Origin of the sequence: Streptomyces sp. NPDC006335 (assembly GCF_040612795.1) — a bacterium.
GTDB lineage: Bacteria > Actinomycetota > Actinomycetes > Streptomycetales > Streptomycetaceae > Streptomyces.
The window spans coordinates 37,043-57,669 of the sequence record NZ_JBEXQX010000032.1 but is presented as its reverse complement, the minus strand read 5'-3'; the positions used below and the strand labels follow the sequence as shown (position 1 = coordinate 57,669).

The window sequence follows — 20,627 nt, the reverse complement described above, 5'->3', positions numbered from 1 at the left end:
ACACACGTGTGCTCTGCGAATCACGCGCGGTCTGCTCCGCAGACACGACGCGCCGCCGCTACGCGGCGGATTCCGGCTTCGCCGGAATAGCGGCGGAACTCCGTTCCGCCGCTCGGATCACTCCGTGATCCGGGGCCCGGGCTCCGCCCCGGGCCGTCCCGGGCCGGCCTGCTCCACAGTCCAGGTACGGGACCTGACGCACCCTCCGGGAGCGTCAGGAAAACGGCAAGCAATATGAGGAGGTAGCTCCGGCCGGGGATGCAGCGTCAGGACTGTCATAGCAATCGTCCCCCGCGCTCACTTCTGGTCACTACCCGTCCACCTGGTGCGTCACTCTAATGCTCAGCTATACTCTGGGATAATGACAGAGTATCTATGCCCAGACAGATTCATTCGATAGATGTCGTCATTTTGATCCCGTATCGAATCTGAGATAGCGATTGAATTCCTCTAGAATTTCGAGAATGTGAGGATCCGTTACTCAGATGGAATTACGACCACATCAGGTTGAGTCCGTCGAGAACGTGGTCCGCATTCTCGGTACGCCGCCCGGTGGCTGTATGCCTCCCGAGGGATTGAGGACGCAGGTAATCGCCGCCACCGGCTCCGGTAAGACCCTCATCGCCGCAGATGCTGGTCATTCACCGCTTGAGAGGTGGGGGCCAAACGTAGGGTGTGGGTGTAGGGCCTAGTCAGCGCTCCTGATCACCTGAGAACGGTGCCCCCTTTGGCTGATCAAGCTTCCTGGCGGGCTCTCCCTTGGCAAGATACGGAGCCGAGGGGGTGCTGATGGTCAAGGGGCCATGCAGTCATGGGAAGACGCTCGAGGAGGTTGCTCGGGAGGTCCGTGTTTCTCTGACTCGGATCGATCGGCGGCGCAAGCGTTTTCGATCTGCCGAGGAAAACGGGCTTCGTGAAGCGCGCAAGCGTGTCGCGGAGGCAGTTGCTGCTGGGGCTACTCCTGAAGAAGTAGTCGATGCAACGGGATATGCGCTGAAGACTGTCGGGCGATGGTTGGTCAAGACAAAGCATGCAGTGCGGTCTGTTCCGATTGAGAAAGCGTGGGTGCAGCTCGCGCGGGTCCATGAGAGACGTCATCGTGCTGCCGTTCTCGAACGGAAGATCGCAGCTGCCGCTAAAGGCCTGGTCCGTAAAGCGATGGAAGTAGGTGTCACTGAGGAGGAGTTTGCGTATACGACTGGCTACACGCTGAAGACCATTACGAAGTGGTTTGCATCGGTACGTCATTCTTTGGAGCAAAGTCGGCGGCAGAGGGACGTCGTCTCTGTGCGTCGTGGGAAGCGAAACCGACCACCTCAGCATTTGTCGCCTGCCGAGTACGACCAGTGGCTGGTGCAGGAGGAGCGGAGACGGCGGCACGTTCTGCGCGCGCATGGGTTGGGGTCACGCCGCAACTTGGGGGCCGAGGGCGGTTGGCTGGAGGGGCCGGCGTCGCCGCCTAGGTACGTGAAAAAGTCGTTGAGTGTCAGGGGGAAGCGGGGTCGGAAACGCACGAGGCGGTGAACTGCGTCACACGCGCGCCTACGTGCGCGCGGGAGCGCGCACGCGTAGTCCCCGTGCTATTTCCTACCGACCGGTAAGGGCCGTTCTGAGCTGGATGAGTTGACGGTGCGTCTGGGGCTACGGTCGGTGCACTCCCAGCAGGGTGCGTGCTTGTCCCGGCCTTACGGATGTCGGGGGAACTGTCCGCACCCTGGCGGCCTGCTTTGGGCTGCGCTCATGGGGGGGTGAAAGACAGCCGCATCAGCGGCGCACCTCGGCTTGATGAAGTCGGGGAACAAACGGGGCCTGCTCGTCGGAATCTTTGGCGGATCGTGGCAAGCAGGCCCCCAGACCCTGGAAGGGCCTTTTCATGACGGTACACATCCACGGGGAGCCCGTGTCGGGCGCTACGGGGGCAACCGGTCACACCGCTCTCGCACCGCAGCGTCAGACCTACACGGTCAGGGTGCTGGCGCTGCTTCTGGCGGTGATGACAGGTACTGCTGCCGCGCTCGCCGCCTTCATCGTTGGTGACCTGGTCACCAACGATCTGGCTGAAGCCATCGGCTGGTCAGCCGGGACCTTCGTAGCCGCTCTCGGTCTCATGGTCATCTTGGAGGAGAAAGCGGGGCTCTTCGGATAAAAGGCGACGTCTGCAGTAAGGCCAGAGCCCCAGTCAGAGCCTCTGGCTTACTGCATGAACCGGCTGTGCGGCGATCTGAGGGGCGAACAAGCATCGCTCACCCAAGGGTCACCTCTGGGGCGTGAACGTCGACTACGGGGGCGTACAGGGGCGTTGGCGAGGATGTAGTCGGGTCTTGCGGAGGCAAGCCGCGTACAGCGCTTCTGGCCTTCGGCAGCTCCGCAGGCTCCAAGAGCTGCCGGGAACCTGTTCGGCTCCGGAGCCAACTGCTAGCTCATCAACGCAACAGGTCGTATGCCAAATGAGTCCCACCTGAGGAGCACGGCGAGCTTGTGGCAGGACTCCTGGACGGTGAGCTGCCGGTTCATCTGTCGGCGGTAGGTGTCGCCAACTGGGACCACGCGCAGCAGGTGGAGGGTCTTGGCAATCCGCCCGTACTCGGCGGACGCGGTGCCGAGCGGGGTGGGGCGCCCCTCGCGGCCGAACATCCGCAGCAGGTCGTAGGCGCGGACCTGCCAGGTCACCAGCGAGCCGGCCACCCGCAGCAGGTCCGGCCAGTGGGTGATCACCTTGGTCAGGTTCACCCGGCTGCGGGCCAGGGCCTCCAGTGGCCCGTAACCGCCAGTGGCGACGCAAGGCATCTCCGCGCGCCAGAATCGCTCAAGTCAAATGGCTTCTCCGTTCTCGGTCTGCGCTTCCAACGTCGCTTTGATAAGTGCCATGTAGATCTCCTGCATCTGCTGCGTGCGTTGCCAGGCGTCCTCAAAGTCGATGAGTTCCTGCTCTGTGAGCCGGTGGACGGCTGTGTCTGGTTGAAGCCTGCTGGTCAGCCGCCGGAGAGCCAAGTGGAGCCGCCGCGCGTGCTCGAAGATCTCCCAGAATCCGGCGTCAGCGTCCATTCCCTGTCCGGCGGAGAAGCCCTTGCGTGCGACCGGAAACTGGTGAGGGCTGACGTGCAGGGCCTGGCTGTGCGCCTTATAGTCCACTGACTCGGCTGTCGTAGCGAAGGGCGGAACTCCAGCAGCATGGAGCCGCTTGCGGACCACGACTGGCATGAACCTGCTCATGCGCGTCTTATCATCGCAGGTGAGCCACTCCTCGATGTGGCCCGGGCTGATGGCGAAGTCCAAGAGTAGGTTTTCGATCTCCATCACATCGCGCATGGCGTCAGCCGCCACCGCCATGTATCCCGAGAGAGTGGCCTCCGCGGCGGTTTCAAAGTCGGCAACACTGCGGGAAATCAGGAACGTGAGCTGAGACAGCTGGGGATTCGTCTTGAACGCCTCGGCGACGCTGTCAAGGTGGCGAAGTAGTTCGTCCAGGCCCTTGAACCGAGCACCTGTCAGCAGGGAAGCCGCGTGCTGTGCTCGCCGCTTCTCCGCCCGGTGCAGAGCCGAGGCAAGACGAGGCCGCTCGCCTGCGAGTCGGGCCAGGGCGGACTCGTATGAGAGATCGTCTGAACTCATGAGGCATCATCTCCATCGCCGCCGGGGCCGTCGAGTGGCTACGCCGGCCTCCACCCTGAGCGCGTACGGGCGGCTCCGGGGCCACGTCCTGGAAGATCTCCCACAGCCCATCCGACACCAGCCGCCATGCCCTGAGTAACGAGCTACCGCCAATCAAGACGACGTCTAAAAGGCAAGCTCAGTGAAGGCCGACGAAGTCGGCACCTCCGAGGATGACCCTGACCACGATGCTGCCAAACGAAGCCCACTGGAGCCAGCGGGTCAGGGGCGGCGGAGGACACGGCGAATGCGAGTGCCGCCAGGACAGTGGTGGCCAGCCCATCGACGGCCAGGCCCTCGATGTGCAGAAACCGCATACACGGGGCGTCACATCCGGCAGCATCAGTGGGGAAGATCGGAAGCTACCTACCTGAACCCAAATCGAAATGAGGGCCGCGCCATGTCCGACAAGCAGAAGCTACCTCTAAACTTGATTTACGAACCCGAGACATATCTGTGCTCATGGCTCGTTCCCAACGAAGCCGGAGACGAGAGAGAAATACCGGGCGATTTGACACTGCGCCCCTTGCACCGTCCGACCGGTCAGATCTACGGCGACGTGCCGCTGCAGCACACTGAACACTCCCCGGGCGTCATTTCAACTTCCTTCCCTCAAGAGATCAATTTTCCTATCCTGCACGGGAGATTGGCCAACGGCGGTTCGGTCATTCTCCTTGACGCGCACATCCAACTCTGGGACAAGGTCGGACTTATTACCGGTGCGGCTGCTCTGTTGGGTAAGCCTGCATTTTTCGGTCTTGCGGACATATCGGGAGCACCCGCCGTAGCAGCACCCCCGGACGTCACCTCGGCGACCTTTCAGATCACCGCCCTAGACGCAGCCCTAGGTGTTGCCCCGATCAAAAACGTCTCCCACCCTAACCATCCGGACGGTGAGCAAGATCGATGGGCAGCAACGGTCAACGCCAACGCCGCAGGCACGTGGTCAACCGAGGACGCTGAACTCACCGTGAGCTACTACCAGCGCATGCGAGCGCTGGACCCATGCGAGTTCAACCTGGCATTCAGCCCAGTAGCTACCGTGAAACTTTCTGATCCCAAGCCGCTTGAGGTCACCCTCAACCAGTACATCGAGCCACTGCGCAAGATCCTCTCAATCGCTACCGGTAAGCCCCAAGAGCTTTCCTACCTTCATGTGGAGCTCGAAGGCCGAGAAAACAAGTACCAGGTATTCGGCACCGGCATCACGCAATCTCCCTTTGCCAGTTCCACCACGGCCATTAAGGCCCACAACAGCGTCATACGAGCGCTTCCTGACGGGCTCTCCCTCTTGGACCTGGTCACGCAATGGTCCCGGTACGCCGCCGAACACCACCCCCTGGTGGAAACATACGGAGCAATGCTTCATGCACGGGACCAACACCCCCGCTCCCGCTACCTCTTGCTCATTCAAGCCATGGAAGGGTTGTATGGATACGAGAACAAGGCAAGCGATGAGCAACGGCAGGCCACACATACTGTCAACTACAAGGTGGCTCTGGCCCAAGCAAAGAATGACCTAGATGCTGAGACTTTTAAATTCGTCAAGAAATATCTGTCGAAGAAGCCGTCCGTGAGCCTCGACACAGCCCTGGATGCCCTGTTGACGGGGCTGCCCGTCAACCTCATGGACCAGCTGAGCGCGACAGATCTCGTCAAGGAAGTACAGGCTGCGGACACCACTGACCTCACCACCGCGGGGGCCCTGCGAGTAGTTCGCAACAACCTCGCTCACGGAAATCGTGGCTACGATCCCTACCGTCTACACGAGGTCGTGCGCCTCTTGGAGTTCATCGTCCGCGGACATGCCCTGCGCATCCTGGGATGCCCCGAGCCCGTGATCAGCCGTGTCTCACCCGCAGAGTGACTGCTCGTTCCCCGTCGTTCAAACCCGGGGCAGAACGGCTATACCTCGATGTAGGCGACGACGACGACCGTGCGCAGGGCGGTGACGAAGTAGAGGATGCGGACGTGCTCGACGTCGTCGGTGTACTGACGTAGCTGGGGGCCGGCGGTGGTGCCGGGGATGAGGATGCCAGCGTCGGGGTCGACAGAGAGGACGACCAGGGCGCGGTCCAAGGCGTGGATGTCCGCCTCGCTGCTGATGTTCTCCAACTGTTTGGCGGCCGCGTCGGAGAAAGCGATGCGGGCGCGTCGCGGGCCGTGCTGGGCAGGCATCAGGCGACGGCCGGCCGCTGGCTGGTGAGGCGGGCGAGGTGGGCCTCGCGCAGGTCCTCCCACGGGGTGCAGTCGTCCACGGCTGGCAGCCCGTTCTCAGCGAGGTCCTCAAGGACGGCGGCGAGCTGGTCGGCGCTCTCGCGTGTGCGGGCCGCGTACGCGCGGATGGCGTCAGCGGCCGCGGGTTCCAACGGTTGCCGGGAGACGGCGGCGGCTTCGGGGGCCGGCTGTTCGCTCATCAAGGCCTCCACGAGTACTCAACTGGGGTGCACCACCACGGTATAACTGCGTCCGGCGATGGGGGACCGTCCGGCGGAAACCCGTCCACAGGTCAGCCCTGCGGGGTCGGGGCCCTCTACGCCGCAGGGAGCTCGTAGGGGGACTGCGGGTCTGCGGAGAGTCCCCCAATGGTCAGTCCGAGCATGAGTGCCCCTTCGATCGCCGCCAGTACGGCTATGAGCTGTTCTCGCTCTTCCGGCGTTCCGCTGTCCGCGTGCTTCAGTTTTTGCAGCTTGGTGCGCGCTGAGACAAGCACGAGGGCGACGACATCGTGAAAGACTGAAAGTTCATATTGGTTGGGCTCGACGGGCATTACAGAGCCTCCCCCGTAGACAAAGCAGAGCGCTTCGGCTCGCTTTGTCGGCGCCCTCTGGCCGTCCTTGATGTACGTGAGGCCTTCTTCTTCGGGAAGGTTTCCGTCGACCCATCGCAGTACCTCCGCAGGCGGGAAAGCCTCGCGCATGACTCTGTCAAGCAGTTCGATAAGGGAGTTCGCGGCCTGTGACACGCCGTCAGCGGAGTACGTGAGGGCGTCGCGCGCGCCTCGGATCTTCCTTACCAGGGGCGAGTTAGCTCTCTCCAGGCGTCTCGTTGAGGCCTCCGTCACGAGGGTGCGGAACTGAGCGGCAAGGGCCTCCGGACCGTCTGGAGCCCAGGCGGCCAGGTCTGAGCTTGTCGCGGCCGTGCCTTCCATCGGAAGCTCCGGCAGTAGCTTCTCGCCAAGAAAGTCATCGAGGCTGACAATGAGCTGTACCGCGTTGAAGGCCAAGGCGTCGGTCCTCTTGGCTACCTTCATCTGCTCTTTCGACATGAGGCTGAGAGCGTCTCCCCATGCGACGGCGAACGGCATAAGGGCGCGGACACCGCGTCGAATTGCCAAGGTAACGACGGCTCCGTCTTCCTTAACCGCGTCGATAAGCTGTCGATACCGTGCAGCACCCAGGAGACGCTCCACGAAACTCTTGTAATTCTCGCTACTGAGCCGGTCTATCCAGTTCTTTACTTCCTCTTCCTTGAACTCTTCGCTGAAGGTTCTGAAGAATTCTTCGAATACCTCAACGTCGAAGCTCGCGAAGCAGTCTTCAAGCTTTTCCTGCCACGGTCGGGGGTCAGTCGAGTCGGTGAGGCTTTTGCAGATGGACACAATGATGTCCAAGGCGAGTACGGCAGACGCGTCGATACGCAGCGCTCCCAGAAGGGAGGGCTCCAAGCCGTGGGTGAACGTGGCGACGCTGGACTGGCCTTTGCTTATGGTTATACGGCCTTGCATTGTGCCTCGCCTCGATTCCCCAAGTACACGCACTCGTGGGTAAAGGTACCGAGGCTGAGGCGTCTCCCCCACACATTTTCCGGGACGCCAACAGGCTCAGTCACTTCTGGTGCCGCAGACGTTAGCGGTAGGCACTGACAACGCCTCCTCCCCCGAGCGGCTTGACCGCACTGGCCTCCCCGCGAGGTGCGTCCGCTCCGCACCTCGCGGTCAGCCGCAATCCGCCAAACGCCAAGGTCAGGCAGCGAACCCGACATTGGTGACGTATTCGTACTGGCCCCACTGAGAGCCAAGGTCGACGACCATGTCGACCCAGGCGTCATCCAGCTCCTGGTCGTCGCCTGCCGCCCACGCGGCAACGATCCGGTCCCAGCGGCGCACGTTGAGCGCGCGGAACTCCACCGGCCGCTGGCGGGGCCGTGAGACCTGGGACTGGTTGAGGGGATGGATCTCCACGCGGGTGCCGCGGCCGTCGCGGTTGAGGCGGGCAGCCAGGTAGCGGGCGACGTTCTCACGGCGCACGGTGCGGTAGGCCCGCTCGATCGCCTCCAGGTTCTTCCTCGAGGGGGTGCGGGTGCCAGCCGTCCAGGCGCGCAGGGTGCGGTCGGTGACGGTCAGTCCGGCCGCGCGGGCAGCTGTGCGGGCGTGAGGGGTTCGGGTGAGGTAGTGCAGGCGGGCCAGCAGGCCTCGCCGGGCGGTGACGGGGGTGGCGATGTAGCCGGCGAGGGCGTCCAGCTGGCGTGCGACGGCTTCGTGGCCCTTGATGCCGCGGGCGCCGTATTTGCCGAACTCGATGTTCCGCTCAGGCATTGTCTCTTCCGGTCCTCGGGTTGTGGATCACCATACGGGGGTTGCGGGGGCCGATCTCCCGCCTCGGTGTAATTGCCGCCGGGACAGTCGACCGGCGCTCTCAGGGGCACTGAGGGGCTTCCTGGACCGGTTCATGGTCGTCGCTGGGGGCGGGGCCGGTGCCGACGGTGTAGACGTCCTTGACCTTCACCTCGGTGACGCCGCGGCCTTCGGAAAACACCGCGCGCCAGTCACCGGTGAGGTGCAGTTCGTCGGTGCCCATCGCGCGGACGACCATCAGGCCCTCGTCGTAGGCCCGGTGCGCTTTCCACCAGAGGTTCACGAAGGCCTGGGAGCGGATGAGGTGCATCCAGTCGGCGCGGTACAGCTCCCGGTTGTAGTTCGACTCCCCCATCGTGGAGACGAACTTGGAGTACATGGCCTTCACGTACTCCAGCGTCACTTCGTCGTCCTCGGTGATCGCCCGGTCGCGGGCGTCCTTGAGAGCGATGCGGAACTTCTCCAGCAGGCTCTCGGTGGCACCGGAGGTCCAGGACTCGTGGATCTCCGGTGGCTCGCACAGGCCGTACTTCGGGCCCGACAGGCGCAGCAGCAGGCGCAGGGTCGGCTCGGTCACCCACAGCGGGCCGGGCTCGTCCCGGTTGCCGAGCGGGTTGGGCAGCACCGCATCGTGCTCCCACACCGGCGGGGTGATCAAGTGGACGCCGGCGCGGCGCCGGTCGTGGTGATCGCCGGTTGAGTGCTCCAGCTGCCCGAGCGGCAGATGCGTCTTGAGCGCGGACAAGTAGGCGCCGTTGATGTCGAGGGCCGTGACCTCGTGTACGCCGGCAGGCAGCTGAGGGCGGGTCCATTTGGGGCGGGCCTCCCAGATCTGGTCGGCGCCGCGGGCGGTCTGCTTGCGCAGGATGTCGGGCAGCCACGGGTGGGCGACGACGTCGTAGCGGCCGCCCTTGCGGGTGTGGTCCAGCAGCGCCATCGCGTCCGGGATCGCCCGCTTGATCAGCGCCGCGGTCGCCGCCTCCACATCGCCGGCGTGTTCGTCGAGCGCGGCCGCGACCGCGGAGCCGATCAGGTCCGGGGTGTCGGAGGCCGCCTGCACCCGGCGGCCGACCGGCACCACCTTGACGCCGGAGGCCGCCCGGCTCTGCCGTGCGGCGGGCGCCGGCTGCCGCGACTCCTTGCGGGGCGCCGACTGCTGTGGCTGCGCGGTCCCGGCTGTGCCGCACTCGGCAGGGTCCAGGTGCTGCGGGAACCCTTCGACCTGGTGCCGGGCCGGCTGCCCGCACAGCACACACGGCTCAGGCTCAGGCAGCACATCGCCGCCGGCGTCATCCGTGGCGACGGCCTCATCCGCTTCCGCCAAGCCGTCGTCTCCCGGGCCGGGGGCGCCGGCGGACACGTCCGCGGCCGCGGAGGCATCCAGCTTGGTGCGCGCTCCCTCGAGGAAGTACGCGTACTTCTCCCGCACCTCACCGCCCGGCTCCCGGCCCGATTCCCAGCCCCCCACCGTGGACGCACCAACGCCCAACACCTGCGCGAGCTGTGCGCGCGAGAGGTGCAGTCCCTCGCGCAACCGACGCCGTTCCTCGACAGGCGGCAGCGGAACCTGCTCCGACGACGCGGACGCCAGCAGAGCGTCAATGGCCTGGAAATCGCTCATCGTGAAGCCCCTGCGCCGACTCGGTCAGGGTGACAGTCCGGGCACTTCTCCCCGCTGCCCATTTCTCCCAGGGTCCGGAACCGCGGGTTGAGGCGGGCCGCCGGAGAGCCGGGGCCGCACTTGGTGCACCACTCAGGCAGGCCGGATCGGCGGGACTTCGTGGCGGTCTGGGTAAGAGGTGCCGTGGACATCTCCGCATGCCGAGCCAGGTCGGACCAACCACGTGCCGCCATCTCCCGGGCCCGGTCGCACAGCCAAGCCTCCGGCAGACCCTGAGCCAGCAGCTCGACGGCCTGACGATCCAGCTTGGCCTTGGTCCCGTTCAGTACAGGTCGCCCCAGGGCTTCCGCGTACGCCGCCACGATCCGGCCTCCCGCTGCTGCGTTCTTGTTTGAACCTTCGCGTTGTAGTGGCAGCCCCGCTTCAGAGGGGTGCGGGTTGTGTTCCTCAGGCGGAGCTTCGATCTCTCTCTCTCCGTCCGGCGAGACGTCCATCCGGTCGTCAGCGTTCGCTGCGACCAGAGAGAGAGAAGAGGGAGAAGGAGAAGGAAGGAGAAGGGGGTCGGATTCCGACCCTGCATCCCCGTCGGATTCCGACGGGGGGGGGCCGGAATCCGACGGGGGGGAGCCGGATTCCGACCGGGGGGAGGGGTCGGAATCCGACGGGGGGGCTGACCTGGGAGTTTTCTTCGGCACGTTGAAGGTCAGCTCTTCCACGAGGGTCGGCCCGTAGTCGGTGCGCGCACGCTTCATGGTCGCCAGAAGGTCCAGGTTCACCCGGTACAGGTCCGCGATCCGAGCCCCGTTCTTCGGGCTGTACCGCTCGCTCGACGCCAGCAGGCCGCGCTGAATCAGCCGCTGCTTGTTCGACTTCGCGGCCGTCATCTTCATGTGCGACTCGTCCGCCAGCTGCTGCATGGACGCGATCACGTACCCCTTGGCGTCCGTGTGGTTGCAGCACGCCAGCAGAAACGCGCCCTCACCCACGGTCAATCCCTCAGCCTGGAAGACCAGGTTCATGTGCTGGATCACCCCGCCACCTCCAGCACCCTGAAGGCAGCGGCGGCTGGGACGGTTTGGACAGCAACGCTGCGGCAAGGCGAGGCAGCGGAGCCGGGCGCATCAGGAGACAGGCAAGAACAGCGGAGTCTCTCCGCGTGCGCTGCCGGATGCGCGAGTGTGCCGGATACACCGGCAAGATCTGTGGTCCGCGGTGTTGGCGGACGGTGGAGCGGGCGGTGCAACTGGGTCATCTCCCCAGGTAGGGGAGCCGCGACCAGCAGGTGTGACCTAGCAAGACCCCGGAGTAGTGGCGTTGCGCTGTCTGGAGCGCATACTCTGGGTATAGGTGACCACGCGGGCCTTTGGCCCACGGGCATCACCCGGCAGACGAGGTCACCTCGCTGCTCACGACTCAGGCTTCTCAGGGCTGGTGAGTCGATTCGCTAGGAAGCGGTCCTGTTGTGGCGACAGGGCCGCTTCGGCGTTTCTACGGGGATCGGGCAGTTTCGTACACGTCAGCATGCCTCCGTCAGCTCGGAGCCTGAGGCGGCCTCAGGGTGCTTCTCGGCCCACCCTTTGAGCAGGCGCAAGTAGGCGGCGCGGTGCTTGGGGCGTGGCATGGAGTGGCCGTTCTCCCAGCGGAGGAAGGCCATCCGGTGCACACCGAAGGCGTCGGCGACCTCTTCCTGCGTCAGGCCAGATGCCTTGCGGAGTCGGGCCCGAACCTCAGGCGGAGGAAGAACATCAGCAGGACGGCTGAGTAGCGCGTCCACCGCCTCGAACAGATCGGTCATCGCTCCCCCTTCCATGTGTGATCCGAAACTGTACATGGATTGCTGCGCCTGGTGGTGCATTTGAGATCGTGCCAGTGGCACTCACTCACCGAAGGTCAGTAGGGGCACGTCGTAGAGGTCGGGGTTCTTGGGTCGTGTCATCACGGGCGACGTAACTTCGACTACGAGCATTTCGACAAGGAACTGCACTTGGGCGCTGAGTAGATGGCTCGTGTGCCCGGTGGCCGATCGGGCCTTCTCCCCCAACGAGGTGTGGATGTGCGGCAAAACCGTGTCCGTCTCAGCGTCGTACGCAAGCGTTCCGCACCCCATCGCTTCCACCCCGGTGAGATGGACCTTGCTCCACACGGGAGCTTCGGGGTTCTCCAGCTTCTCGCAGGCGCCGACAATCTCGGCTTCGGCGAAGCCTGCGATGAACATGGGGATGTAGCCGTGCCGCACGCCGTTCTGACGGCAGAAAGCGGCGAGCGTGGGAAAGAAGTCGTCACCGTGGTCGAAGTTCACGGCGAAGGTCCGGCCGGTTGTCAGTTCGTAGCTGCGCAAGATGGGGTCCCGGGGCTGTTGGGGTAGTTACGAGAGGGTGCTGAAGACCTGGACGATCTCGTCGTTGTCAGCGCCAGTCATCAAGAGCAGCTGAAGCAGAATGCGTGCCTTGACCGGGTCCAGAGTGCTGCCGGAGATCAGCCCGCGGGCGAGTAGGTCCGACTCGGAGCCGGGGAAGCCATAGGTCTGCCGGAGCACAGGACCGGATCCGGTGCGGGTGGCCAGGATGACCGGCATGCGCTTGGCGAGGTCGGTGAGGGCGTCCACGCAGGCCATCGGGACGTGGCCGGCCCCGAATGCGGCGACGACCAGGCCGTCGACGTGGTCACCGAGGGCCTGGAGGAGCGTTCCGTCTTCTCCGATCCCGACCGTGAAGATGGTGGTGCGGACGCCGGGAGCGGCGATGTCCCGGGGAACGATCGTCGGGGCCGCGTTGGGGCGGGCCAGGATCCGTACGCGGTCTTCCGCGACGTAGCCGATCGGCCCGGGGTACGAGGTGAAGGCAGTCGGGCGCGTTGAGTGGGTCTTGCGGACCCAGCGGGCAGCGTGGATCTCCTCCCCGAACACCACCACACAGCCCGTGCCCCGGGCTTCCGTGCTGGCCGCGGTGCGGATCGCGGCCAGCACGTTCGCGGGGCCGTCCGCTCCCGCCATGCTCGCGTTCCGCATGGCGCCCGTGACCACGATCGGCATGTCGCCCGTGGTAACTAGGTCCAGCAGGTACGCGGTCTCCTCGATCGTGTCCGTTCCCTGGGTGACGACCACGCCGTCGACCGCAAGCGTCTCGATTGTCGCGGTGAGCTCGAACAGGTCGGAGAAGGACAGCGAGGCGCCGGGCAGGCGGCGGAAGTCACGTACCTCCACATCGATGCCGGTGTCGGCGAGCCCCGGTACCGCGGCGACGAGGTCGTCGGCCGACAGCGTCGGCGTCGCGCCGCCGACGGTCTGTGCAGTCATCGCGATCGTGCCGCCGAGCGAGATCACTGCGACGCGCCGGACGTTGTCGGCCATGGCCTCTTTCTCCTTCATGAATAGGCAGTTAGTGGTGCGGGTCAGTGATCGGCCGGAAGAGATGCCACGTACGCGCAGGCAGCGTCGATGCCAGCCGCGGAGACCAGCCGACTGCGGGACTGGATTAACCCGGACGATCCGTACCGGGCGAGTTGGCCGCACCGCTGGATCAACCAGGACCACGGCAGATCGAGGTACTGCGCCAGAGCACGCAGCCGTCCGGCAGCCGTCGGCGCTGCGGTGAGCGAGTCCGCGTCGACGTCGCGCGCCGCGATCGTGAACTCGCGGACGACCGAGGACCGAGAGGTCACGTCGACATGCCACATGCCGTCCCCACGGACCCAGTTCGCGATCACCGCCTCTTTGTCGGGCGCGACCACGAACCCCTCAACGGACTCGTACGCGGGATCGGACGTGAACTGCGCGTGGATCCCTAGCGACTCCATCAGCGCTACGGCCAGGAACAGCAGGATCCGCTCGTACCTTGGAGACGAACGGACGACCTCCTCCGGGATGCAGAACGCCCGGGTGCTTGCGCTGCCGAGCGCCTTCGTGGTCTCCCGCAGATACGGGAATTTGTGATCGAAGATCAGCCAGGCGCTGGCCTCCTCACCTCGCTGTTCCCGCGTCCAGAACGCTGGCAGCTCCGGGAGCTCCGGCAGCGCCTTCAGGATGTGGCGCGCGCAGAAGTCCGAGCCCAGCCACATGTGGGCCACCCCGTTCAGTCCGGGCGCGGCCTCCCGGCTGACCGCGGAGGAGGACAGCCGCTCATACGCCTTGAGATCGCTGCGCGTCTCGGAAAGCGCCTGGTCATCAGCCTGGAGTGCGTCGTCGTAGTTGCTGACGGCCCACAGGATGCCGTAGGTGAGATCGTCCAGTTCGTATGCGGCGGGCGCGGCGACCTCGTACACGCCGCCGTTCCGCGCAAGCTTGCCGCGGGCCGCGCGCCCGTCAAGGGCGTAAAACGTAGAAGTGCCCTCGGTACTGACTGCCCCGACCAGAAGGCTCCGGTGCGGCCGGGACAGGAACTCCTCCGCGCGCCGCTGGTCAGGGATGGACACGACCACACGGCTCCCCTCAAGGCGCGCGGGGTGGACCTGGAGGGAGAGCTGGGAACCGAGCATCGAACGGCCTCCCGGCAGCAGGGCCTGCCAATCGACCCCGAAGTCTGGGACAGGCCGGGACAGCCGAAGCCCCGACCAGCTCTCGGAGGCAGTTCTCGCGAACCCGAAGGGATCTTCTGCCGGACTGACCACCGTGGCCGCCGGCGCGGGAAGACCAGCCATCGCTGCCGCGCCGATCCCCACACCGGCGCGCAACAGCGCGCGTCGATCGAGTGCCACGAGCACCACCGTTCCATCGTCGAGTCGTCGGGGGACGAAGATCCCCTCACCGTTCGACGCTGCCGCCTGGGACAGGGCTGTGGCCAGGTCTGCCGATGTATCGGATACATGGAGCACTGGATCGGATACATGTCCGGCCCCGGTGACACCTCGGTCGATCTCCTGCCACAGCTCGATCAGGAACCCGCCAGCACCAACCGCCTGGTCGATGAGCTCAACTTCACTCCGCTCCTTTGGCGGCCGGTCGCCGTTCTCCCATCGCTGCACCTTGGAGTGCGAAACGAACGTCTTGGCGGCGAGATCTCGCATGGACATGCCGCGCGCCTCGCGCAGTTCCCGAATCATGTAACCAAGGCGATGCTGGGGCGACTGATCCGGCGTCAGCACATTCGGCCGCTGCCCCATTCCGGGCCCCCTCCATGTATCCAAGTCCCTGTATCCGCCGGACGGATACAGGCCAACCGTAGAAGCTGCTGAAGATCACGCCTACACCTGTAGTGGCGACTCCACCAGGCGGAGTTCCCAACTGCCACTTCAGGAGGGCGAGATGACTGAGATTCGGCATGCCCACAGCGCGACGCACACTGTCGCTGACGCACATGGTCGCCACGTCGACTTCACGCTCACAGGGGCGACGCCGACACACTGCTCCCCCTGCGCGAGACCGGTCATAGGGGCCCGGTCTCGTGGCCGACCTGGCGCAGTGGTGATACGACTTGCCGCGATCTTGGCGGCTGGCCTGGTCGTATCGGTGCTGTTGGTAGTCATTCGCGACATCGCCATCACAGTGGCCAACACCGGCCTGACTGGGCTGGTCGTGAAGGCCTTGCTGACGTCCTCCAACAGGAGGGATCGGTGAGCGTCGTGCTTGATGCAACCCAGTCCACCCCTCTTTGTGATGCGCAGTCAGCTGCTCTTGCCGTCGCCGGCCTCAAGCCGATCCAGCCGCGCAGCCAATTCCGCAACCTGCTCCTCCAGGCGTTTGATCGCTTGGGAGGTCGGATCGGCGACGGCGTCGATGGCCGACTCGCGGATGAAGGATCCGCGCCCTTGGTGGGAGTAGATGACGCCATCGGCGCGGAGCTCGGTGAGTGCTCGCTGCACCGTACCGGGAGCCACGCCGTAGTGGTCCGCGAGCTCTCGGGTGCTGGGCAGCTTGTCATTCCCCTTCAAACGGCCAAGTCTGACCTGGTCTTTCACGTCCTGCACGATGCGTTGGTAGGGCTGCAAGTCCTCGGCCGTCATGAGCCACATCGTAGAGCTCCCTCATCAATCTAGATAGGTTCACCAGCTTAGTTGACACAGTGTGGTTCCGTGCTGCACTGTGTCAACCAAGCTAAGTAAGTCGGTGAGGTCGTGACCGCCCTTCCAGGCCCACAACGCCTCCCGATCAACTTCATATGTCTGGCTGACCGCTGCTTTCAGGCGCGGCCGGGGTGACGAGTTCGACGCGGTCCCTCGGAGCACAGCCAGATGAGCCACCCGCAGCTATTGCGCTGCCCGCCGGTCAGGACCGAGCTCCGCCCGTCTCCTGGCCGAAGGAGAGCGCAATCGCAACCCCAGGGAGAACCGATGCGTCACAACGGCCGTCCCGCCATCAAGGCGAGCACGATGCGCCCCGAGAACCTCAACCTCCGTGATGGCGAGCCCCGCATGGTGGTCTGCCCCAAGTGCAACACCTGGCGCCGCCTGATCCGATCGATGATCCGCCCGCACCGTGACGGAGTTGACCAGCCGAGGTCCGAAGATCGTCGCTACCGCGACGACATCACCGTGGCCCGGCCATCGAACGGCCGCCGCTGCGATGGCAGCGGGCAGCGCATCGACATCGACCTCACTCCCGAGCAGTGGTCCCAGCGGCTCCTTGCCGCGGAGAGCACGGCCTCTAGCCGACGCACCACTCGCCCGGTCCGTAAGCCGCGCCCGCAGGCCGCGCCTGCGACGGGCCAGATGCCCCCCGCCACCCGCGGCCCGCGCGAGCTGCTTGCCGAGCACCTCCAGGACGACTGTGCCCAGTGCCGTTCCGGACACTGCGTCACCGTGATCGAGCTGCGCCAGCGGATCCGCCGCATCATCCAGACCGAGGTCCCCGCCCTGTACGGGCAGCTGCGTACGGCATTTCAGCAGCACCGCACCACTTGCTCGCCGTGCAAGGCGAACAGGCCGTGCGAGACGGGCCACCGTCTCGCCGCCCGGATCTCAGGGCTCGCCCAAGACCGGATGCGAAGCGCTCACCCGGATCTGTACCGCAGGACCCGCCGCGTGGAGACGGTCCAACTCACCCGCGACGGCTTCGTCGTACGGCCTGCGGCCAACGGCCAGCGCCGACAGGACGTCCAGCCGCAGAACTGACTGCCCACTCTTTCCCATTCCGGCACCCGCAGCCCTGCGCTGCCCGTCGGTGACCGACCCGCTTCACCGCGGTGCCGACGGCCGACGGAGTGCGCAGGACGCACTCCCCACCAATCAGACCAGGAGGACCCGGATGACCGAGTACGAGAAGCAGCAGGCCGAACTGGCGGAGATGCACGAGGCGTACGAGGCAATGGACCAGGCCGAATACGCGGAGTTCATGGACGAGATGGACGCCCGCGACGCCGCACGCGGCACCCAGGCCTGACCCGCAGCCCTGCGCTGCCCGTCGTCTACCGCCCCCGCTTCACCACGGGGCTGGTGGCCGGCGGAGTGCGCAGGACGCACTTCCCGCCGTTTTCCGGCGGGCCACGCATGCGACGAACCCCCAGGGATTGCAGCCCTGGGGGTTCTTGTCGCAGGTCACCCGGTGAAAGGAACGACCTGCATGCCCAGCATCATGACACTTCAGCCCGCCCTGGACACCAAGCCTCAGCTGCCGATCCGTCCCGCCCCGCACGAGCGGGACGGCCGGCAGGCCAGCCCGTCCGGCGGCCGCCCCCACCCCCAGCAGCACGTCGTGCTGCCCGACCCGGCGACGATCCAGGCGCTGCGCCGCGTCGTCGACGACCAGATCGGGCCCCGCGGGGTCGGGGCGATCTACCAGAACAGCGACGGCGCCTTCGAGGTCATCGCCGTCACCCGCGACCCGGCCAGGGCCCGCGGCCTGCTCAACCGGCGCTGCGCGCAGTGGGCGCTGATCGTCAAGGACGTCACCCGCGCCGGGAGCGAGCCCTTCGCGATCGGCTCCGTGTGGACCGACTCGGACTACCTGGTCCGCGAGGCCGACACCGTGCGCCGCACGGAGGCCCTCGCATGAGGCGCCGGCGCCTCGCACGGTTACGCCACCACCTGTGCCGCAACAGCGGCCAATGCAGCTCCTGCGGCGGCTGGTTCGACAACTGGCCCGGTGGCGTCTGCGGAGCCTGCCGGGCCAACGGCCACTGAATGAGCCATCACCCCAGCCCGACATCGCCACCTCTGTCGGCTGCCTGACCCGCCCGGCCCGGCCCCGCCCCCGTCGGCGGCTGGTCCGGGCGTGGTCCAGGGGAGCCGCGCAGCCGCGCATCCCGCTTCTCACCGCCTGGAGGTCTTGATGCACACGTCGACCCGTCGCCAGCCGCGCTCCCTGTGCCGGCACATCCCGGCCTGCCCGACCGCCGACAGCGCGGACGCGGAAGCCGCGGTCGTGGTGGCCGCGCACCCGGAGCAGGGCTGGAGTCTGCTGTGCAACGGCGTTTTGCTCTTCGACGACACCGGTGAACTCCTGCCGGACGGCAGGGCTGTTGCCCCGCACCGTCCCGTCCCCGCGCTCGCCCTGGTGTGAGCGCACCGTCTGTCGGTTGCCTGACCCGCCCGGCCCGGCCTCGCCCGTTGGCGGCCGGTCCGGGCGGTGTCCAGGGGAGCCGCGCAGCCGCGCCGCCCCACCCCGTTCCGTCTGATCACGGAGGACTTCCGTGTCCCAGCTCATTCCGTTACGCGCGCTCCTGGACGATTCCGGGCTGCTGCGCAAGGAGCCGGCCGCCCTGCCGCAGCAGAACGCGAACGTGCCGGCCCAGCCCTGCCAAGGAGAAGCCATGGCCCTCGGTCACACCGTCACCCTCACGGCCACCGAGATGGACACGATCATCACCCGTCTCCAGCCCCACTTCCCGCCCTACCTGCTCAAGATCGAGCCGGGCCCGTACGGCGGGCTCCGGTTCACGTTCGCGCCGTTCACCGGCCGCGAGCCGAAGCCGGTCCAGCCGCAGTCGTTCTGGGACGACCCGCAGTTGACGTACGTGCCGCAGAGCAAGAACCCCACCGAGCACCGGCTGAGGCGCTGCGCCGGGCAGATCCTGGACGACCTGTACGAAGAGGCGGCAGAGCAGTGGAAGGACGCCGCCTACGTCGCCGACCTGAAGGCCGTCGTCGGTGACGCCCCGGACCGATGGCGGGCCTACGAGCGGGAATTGAAGGCCTTGGAGTCGGCCTACGCCTACCTGCGCACCGGCGAGGCCGCCACGGAGTGGCTGGCCGCGCTCTCCCGACTGGTCGACGCGCAGGACCGCACCCGTACCGCGGCCGCCAGGTTCGACGACCGGGCTGTAGAGATCGCCCGCATGCACGAGAAGCACCTGTACGCCGACCTCGGTCACGTCGCCGCGCTCACCCAGGCCGGCTATCCCGAGGCCAAGGACTGGCACATCGCTTCGGCCGACGTCTACGGAAGCGGCTACTACAGCTCCTTTAGCACCGACGTCCCGCTCACGGAGCAGGTGCGGCGGCTGATCGAACAGCAGGACAACCACATCACCAAGGTCGGCCGCCTGATGGGCGCGGCCACCGCCTGAGAAAGGAGTCGAGCATGAAGCACCTCAACCCGTTCAAGTGGCCGCGGCCGTCCCGGCGCGGCGCGGTAATCAGCGTCCTCGGGATCGTCACCCTCGGGGTGGCCATCCTGTCGATGTTCGTCAGCTACACCATCCTGCAGCCCGCGTTCGGCGGCTGGGCTGTGCCGACCGTGGGCGCCCTGGACGCCCTGTGGGTCGTCATGCAGGCCACGGAGATCCTCTCCGGCAACAACCGGGCCCGCGCCCGCCGCGTCCAGTACGCCGGCCTCGCCCTGACCGCCATCAACGCGGCCATCCCCACCGCCGACCTGATCCTCACCTCCCACGGCCAGTTCGACCTGGCCGTCATCCTCACCCCGGTCGCGATCGTCGCGACCAAGGGTGCCTGGTGGGTTGCGTTGCCCTCGCTAGGTCGCAAGGTGTCGGCCGACACCCAGACGCGGATCGACGTCAAGCGCCAGCAGGTCGCCGACCGCCTGGAGGAAATGGAAGCCGAGGCCGCGGACCGGATCGAGCTGCTGGAGTTGGCCACCACGCTGGAGAAGCGGGTCGCCGAAGCCGAGACCAAGTACCGCAAGGCGCAGCTCAAGATCCAGCAGACCATGACCGAGGACCTGCACACGCAGGCCGTGTCCACCGCCACGACGGTCTCGGAGAAGGCGCTGCCCGCCTCGGTCGCGGCGATCCGGTTGCCCGAACTCGACACGTGGACGCCGACCGCGCCCGCACTGCCCGTCACGGCCGACCGTGACACCTCCCGCGCGGATCACCCGGCCCTGCCCGGAGGCCGTGACGTCTCCGGCACGGACGCCCGTGACCGTCACGCAGGTCAGGGCGATTCCGGCAACGACCGGCACGCCGACCGGCACGGCGGGCATGACGCGGACCGTGACGCCGTCACGCTCGCGCAGCTCGCGACCGTCGCGGGCGTGCCGACCCCTCAGCCCGGCGAGCCGCTGACCGATGCCCAGTTGGACGTCGTGCTGCGGCACCTGCGCTACCGCGAGGACCCGCCCCCGTCCTACCGCAAGGCGGGCGAGGCCTACCGCAAGGCCGGCTTCGTCGGCAGTGAGGAGCGGGTGCGGCGCGCCTGGGGCGCGCTGCTGGCGAAGGAGGAAGACGACCCCAGCGAGAACGAGAACGAGAGCGAGGAAGAGGAGGACGCGGACGTCTGAACCGTGCGTCCGGCACCACCAGTGAGGGCCAGTCCGCCTGCGCGGGCTGGCCCTTGCTGCGACTGCCGGAACCCCAAGCACCACCGCAGTCGACCGCGGTGCAGACCCGGCGAGCAGACCCGGCGAGCGGCACGTCCGCAGACCCGGCGAGTAGATCCGGCGCGCAC

General features: G+C 66.3%; 21 protein-coding genes and 1 pseudogene. 9 read left to right on the top strand and 13 right to left on the bottom strand.

Features of this window, described 5'->3' with window-relative positions; translation table 11 throughout:
• Positions 1-485 precede the first annotated feature (485 nt).
• On the top strand, positions 486-692 hold the full coding sequence (locus ABZ098_RS43605; RefSeq protein WP_356600403.1) for a DEAD/DEAH box helicase family protein: 207 nt from the start codon (positions 486-488) through the stop codon (positions 690-692).
• A gap of 1,181 nt (positions 693-1,873) precedes the next feature.
• Positions 1,874-2,146 carry a hypothetical protein gene (locus ABZ098_RS43600; RefSeq protein WP_356600401.1) on the top strand — a complete coding sequence of 91 codons (273 nt, stop codon included), beginning with the start codon at positions 1,874-1,876 and terminating at the stop codon, positions 2,144-2,146.
• A gap of 323 nt (positions 2,147-2,469) precedes the next feature.
• Here ABZ098_RS43600 and ABZ098_RS43595 read toward each other — a convergent pair.
• A pseudogene (locus ABZ098_RS43595) lies at positions 2,470-2,808 on the bottom strand (Tn3 family transposase); the annotation flags it as partial.
• 3 nt (positions 2,809-2,811) lie between these two features.
• A complete protein-coding gene (locus ABZ098_RS43590) occupies positions 2,812-3,612 on the bottom strand; it encodes a hypothetical protein (protein ID WP_356600399.1) in 801 nt (266 codons plus the stop codon).
• 439 nt (positions 3,613-4,051) lie between these two features.
• On the opposite strand from ABZ098_RS43590, the gene ABZ098_RS43585 reads away from it, so the two are divergent.
• A complete protein-coding gene (locus tag ABZ098_RS43585) occupies positions 4,052-5,518 on the top strand; it encodes a HEPN domain-containing protein (protein ID WP_356600397.1) in 1,467 nt (488 codons plus the stop codon).
• 38 nt (positions 5,519-5,556) lie between these two features.
• On the opposite strand, the gene ABZ098_RS43580 is transcribed toward ABZ098_RS43585, so the two are convergent.
• The 11 genes from ABZ098_RS43580 to ABZ098_RS43530 form a co-directional block, all read right to left on the bottom strand.
• Positions 5,557-5,829 (bottom strand): hypothetical protein, encoded by a 273-nt coding sequence (locus tag ABZ098_RS43580; RefSeq protein ID WP_356600395.1) that lies wholly within the window; start codon positions 5,827-5,829, stop codon positions 5,557-5,559.
• Positions 5,829-6,068, bottom strand: a complete 240-nt coding sequence (locus ABZ098_RS43575) for a hypothetical protein (RefSeq protein ID WP_356600394.1) — start codon at positions 6,066-6,068, stop codon at positions 5,829-5,831. The genes ABZ098_RS43580 and ABZ098_RS43575 overlap by 1 nt, the downstream gene beginning before the upstream one ends.
• Before the next feature lie 116 nt (positions 6,069-6,184).
• A complete protein-coding gene (locus tag ABZ098_RS43570; protein WP_356600392.1) occupies positions 6,185-7,264 on the bottom strand; it encodes a hypothetical protein in 1,080 nt (359 codons plus the stop codon).
• Positions 7,265-7,615: 351 nt separating this feature from the next.
• Positions 7,616-8,188: a transcriptional regulator gene (locus tag ABZ098_RS43565; RefSeq protein WP_356600390.1), complete on the bottom strand. Its 573-nt coding sequence runs from the start codon at positions 8,186-8,188 to the stop codon at positions 7,616-7,618.
• Positions 8,189-8,288: 100 nt separating this feature from the next.
• Positions 8,289-9,848, bottom strand: coding sequence for a helix-turn-helix transcriptional regulator (locus tag ABZ098_RS43560; RefSeq protein ID WP_356600388.1), 1,560 nt, complete (start codon positions 9,846-9,848; stop codon positions 8,289-8,291).
• On the bottom strand, positions 9,845-10,879 hold the full coding sequence (locus ABZ098_RS43555; RefSeq protein ID WP_356600386.1) for a hypothetical protein: 1,035 nt from the start codon (positions 10,877-10,879) through the stop codon (positions 9,845-9,847). Before ABZ098_RS43555 ends, ABZ098_RS43560 begins: the two co-directional genes overlap by 4 nt.
• Before the next feature lie 485 nt (positions 10,880-11,364).
• Positions 11,365-11,643 (bottom strand): helix-turn-helix domain-containing protein, encoded by a 279-nt coding sequence (locus ABZ098_RS43550; RefSeq protein ID WP_356600384.1) that lies wholly within the window; start codon positions 11,641-11,643, stop codon positions 11,365-11,367.
• Between the two features lie 81 nt (positions 11,644-11,724).
• A complete protein-coding gene (locus tag ABZ098_RS43545; RefSeq protein ID WP_356600382.1) occupies positions 11,725-12,186 on the bottom strand; it encodes a DUF296 domain-containing protein in 462 nt (153 codons plus the stop codon).
• 27 nt (positions 12,187-12,213) lie between these two features.
• Positions 12,214-13,197, bottom strand: coding sequence for an asparaginase (locus ABZ098_RS43540; RefSeq protein ID WP_356600380.1), 984 nt, complete (start codon positions 13,195-13,197; stop codon positions 12,214-12,216).
• A gap of 41 nt (positions 13,198-13,238) precedes the next feature.
• On the bottom strand, positions 13,239-14,945 hold the full coding sequence (locus ABZ098_RS43535) for a helix-turn-helix transcriptional regulator (RefSeq protein WP_356600378.1): 1,707 nt from the start codon (positions 14,943-14,945) through the stop codon (positions 13,239-13,241).
• A gap of 501 nt (positions 14,946-15,446) precedes the next feature.
• Positions 15,447-15,785 (bottom strand): GntR family transcriptional regulator, encoded by a 339-nt coding sequence (locus ABZ098_RS43530; protein ID WP_356600376.1) that lies wholly within the window; start codon positions 15,783-15,785, stop codon positions 15,447-15,449.
• 327 nt (positions 15,786-16,112) lie between these two features.
• On the opposite strand from ABZ098_RS43530, the gene ABZ098_RS43525 reads away from it, so the two are divergent.
• The 6 genes from ABZ098_RS43525 (at position 16,113) to ABZ098_RS43500 (ending at position 20,460) form a co-directional block, all read left to right on the top strand.
• The gene (locus tag ABZ098_RS43525) at positions 16,113-16,892 is read left to right on the top strand and encodes a hypothetical protein (RefSeq protein ID WP_356600374.1); all 780 of its coding nucleotides are present in this window, start codon (positions 16,113-16,115) and stop codon (positions 16,890-16,892) included.
• A 133-nt stretch (positions 16,893-17,025) separates the two neighbouring features.
• Positions 17,026-17,160 carry a hypothetical protein gene (locus ABZ098_RS43520; protein WP_356600372.1) on the top strand — a complete coding sequence of 45 codons (135 nt, stop codon included), beginning with the start codon at positions 17,026-17,028 and terminating at the stop codon, positions 17,158-17,160.
• Positions 17,161-17,340: 180 nt separating this feature from the next.
• Positions 17,341-17,772: a hypothetical protein gene (locus ABZ098_RS43515; RefSeq protein ID WP_356600370.1), complete on the top strand. Its 432-nt coding sequence runs from the start codon at positions 17,341-17,343 to the stop codon at positions 17,770-17,772.
• Between the two features lie 309 nt (positions 17,773-18,081).
• A complete protein-coding gene (locus ABZ098_RS43510; RefSeq protein ID WP_356600411.1) occupies positions 18,082-18,279 on the top strand; it encodes a DUF5999 family protein in 198 nt (65 codons plus the stop codon).
• A gap of 130 nt (positions 18,280-18,409) precedes the next feature.
• Positions 18,410-19,285, top strand: coding sequence for a hypothetical protein (locus ABZ098_RS43505; RefSeq protein ID WP_356600368.1), 876 nt, complete (start codon positions 18,410-18,412; stop codon positions 19,283-19,285).
• A 14-nt stretch (positions 19,286-19,299) separates the two neighbouring features.
• Positions 19,300-20,460 carry a hypothetical protein gene (locus ABZ098_RS43500; protein ID WP_356600366.1) on the top strand — a complete coding sequence of 387 codons (1,161 nt, stop codon included), beginning with the start codon at positions 19,300-19,302 and terminating at the stop codon, positions 20,458-20,460.
• The last annotated feature ends 167 nt before the right edge of the window (positions 20,461-20,627 follow it).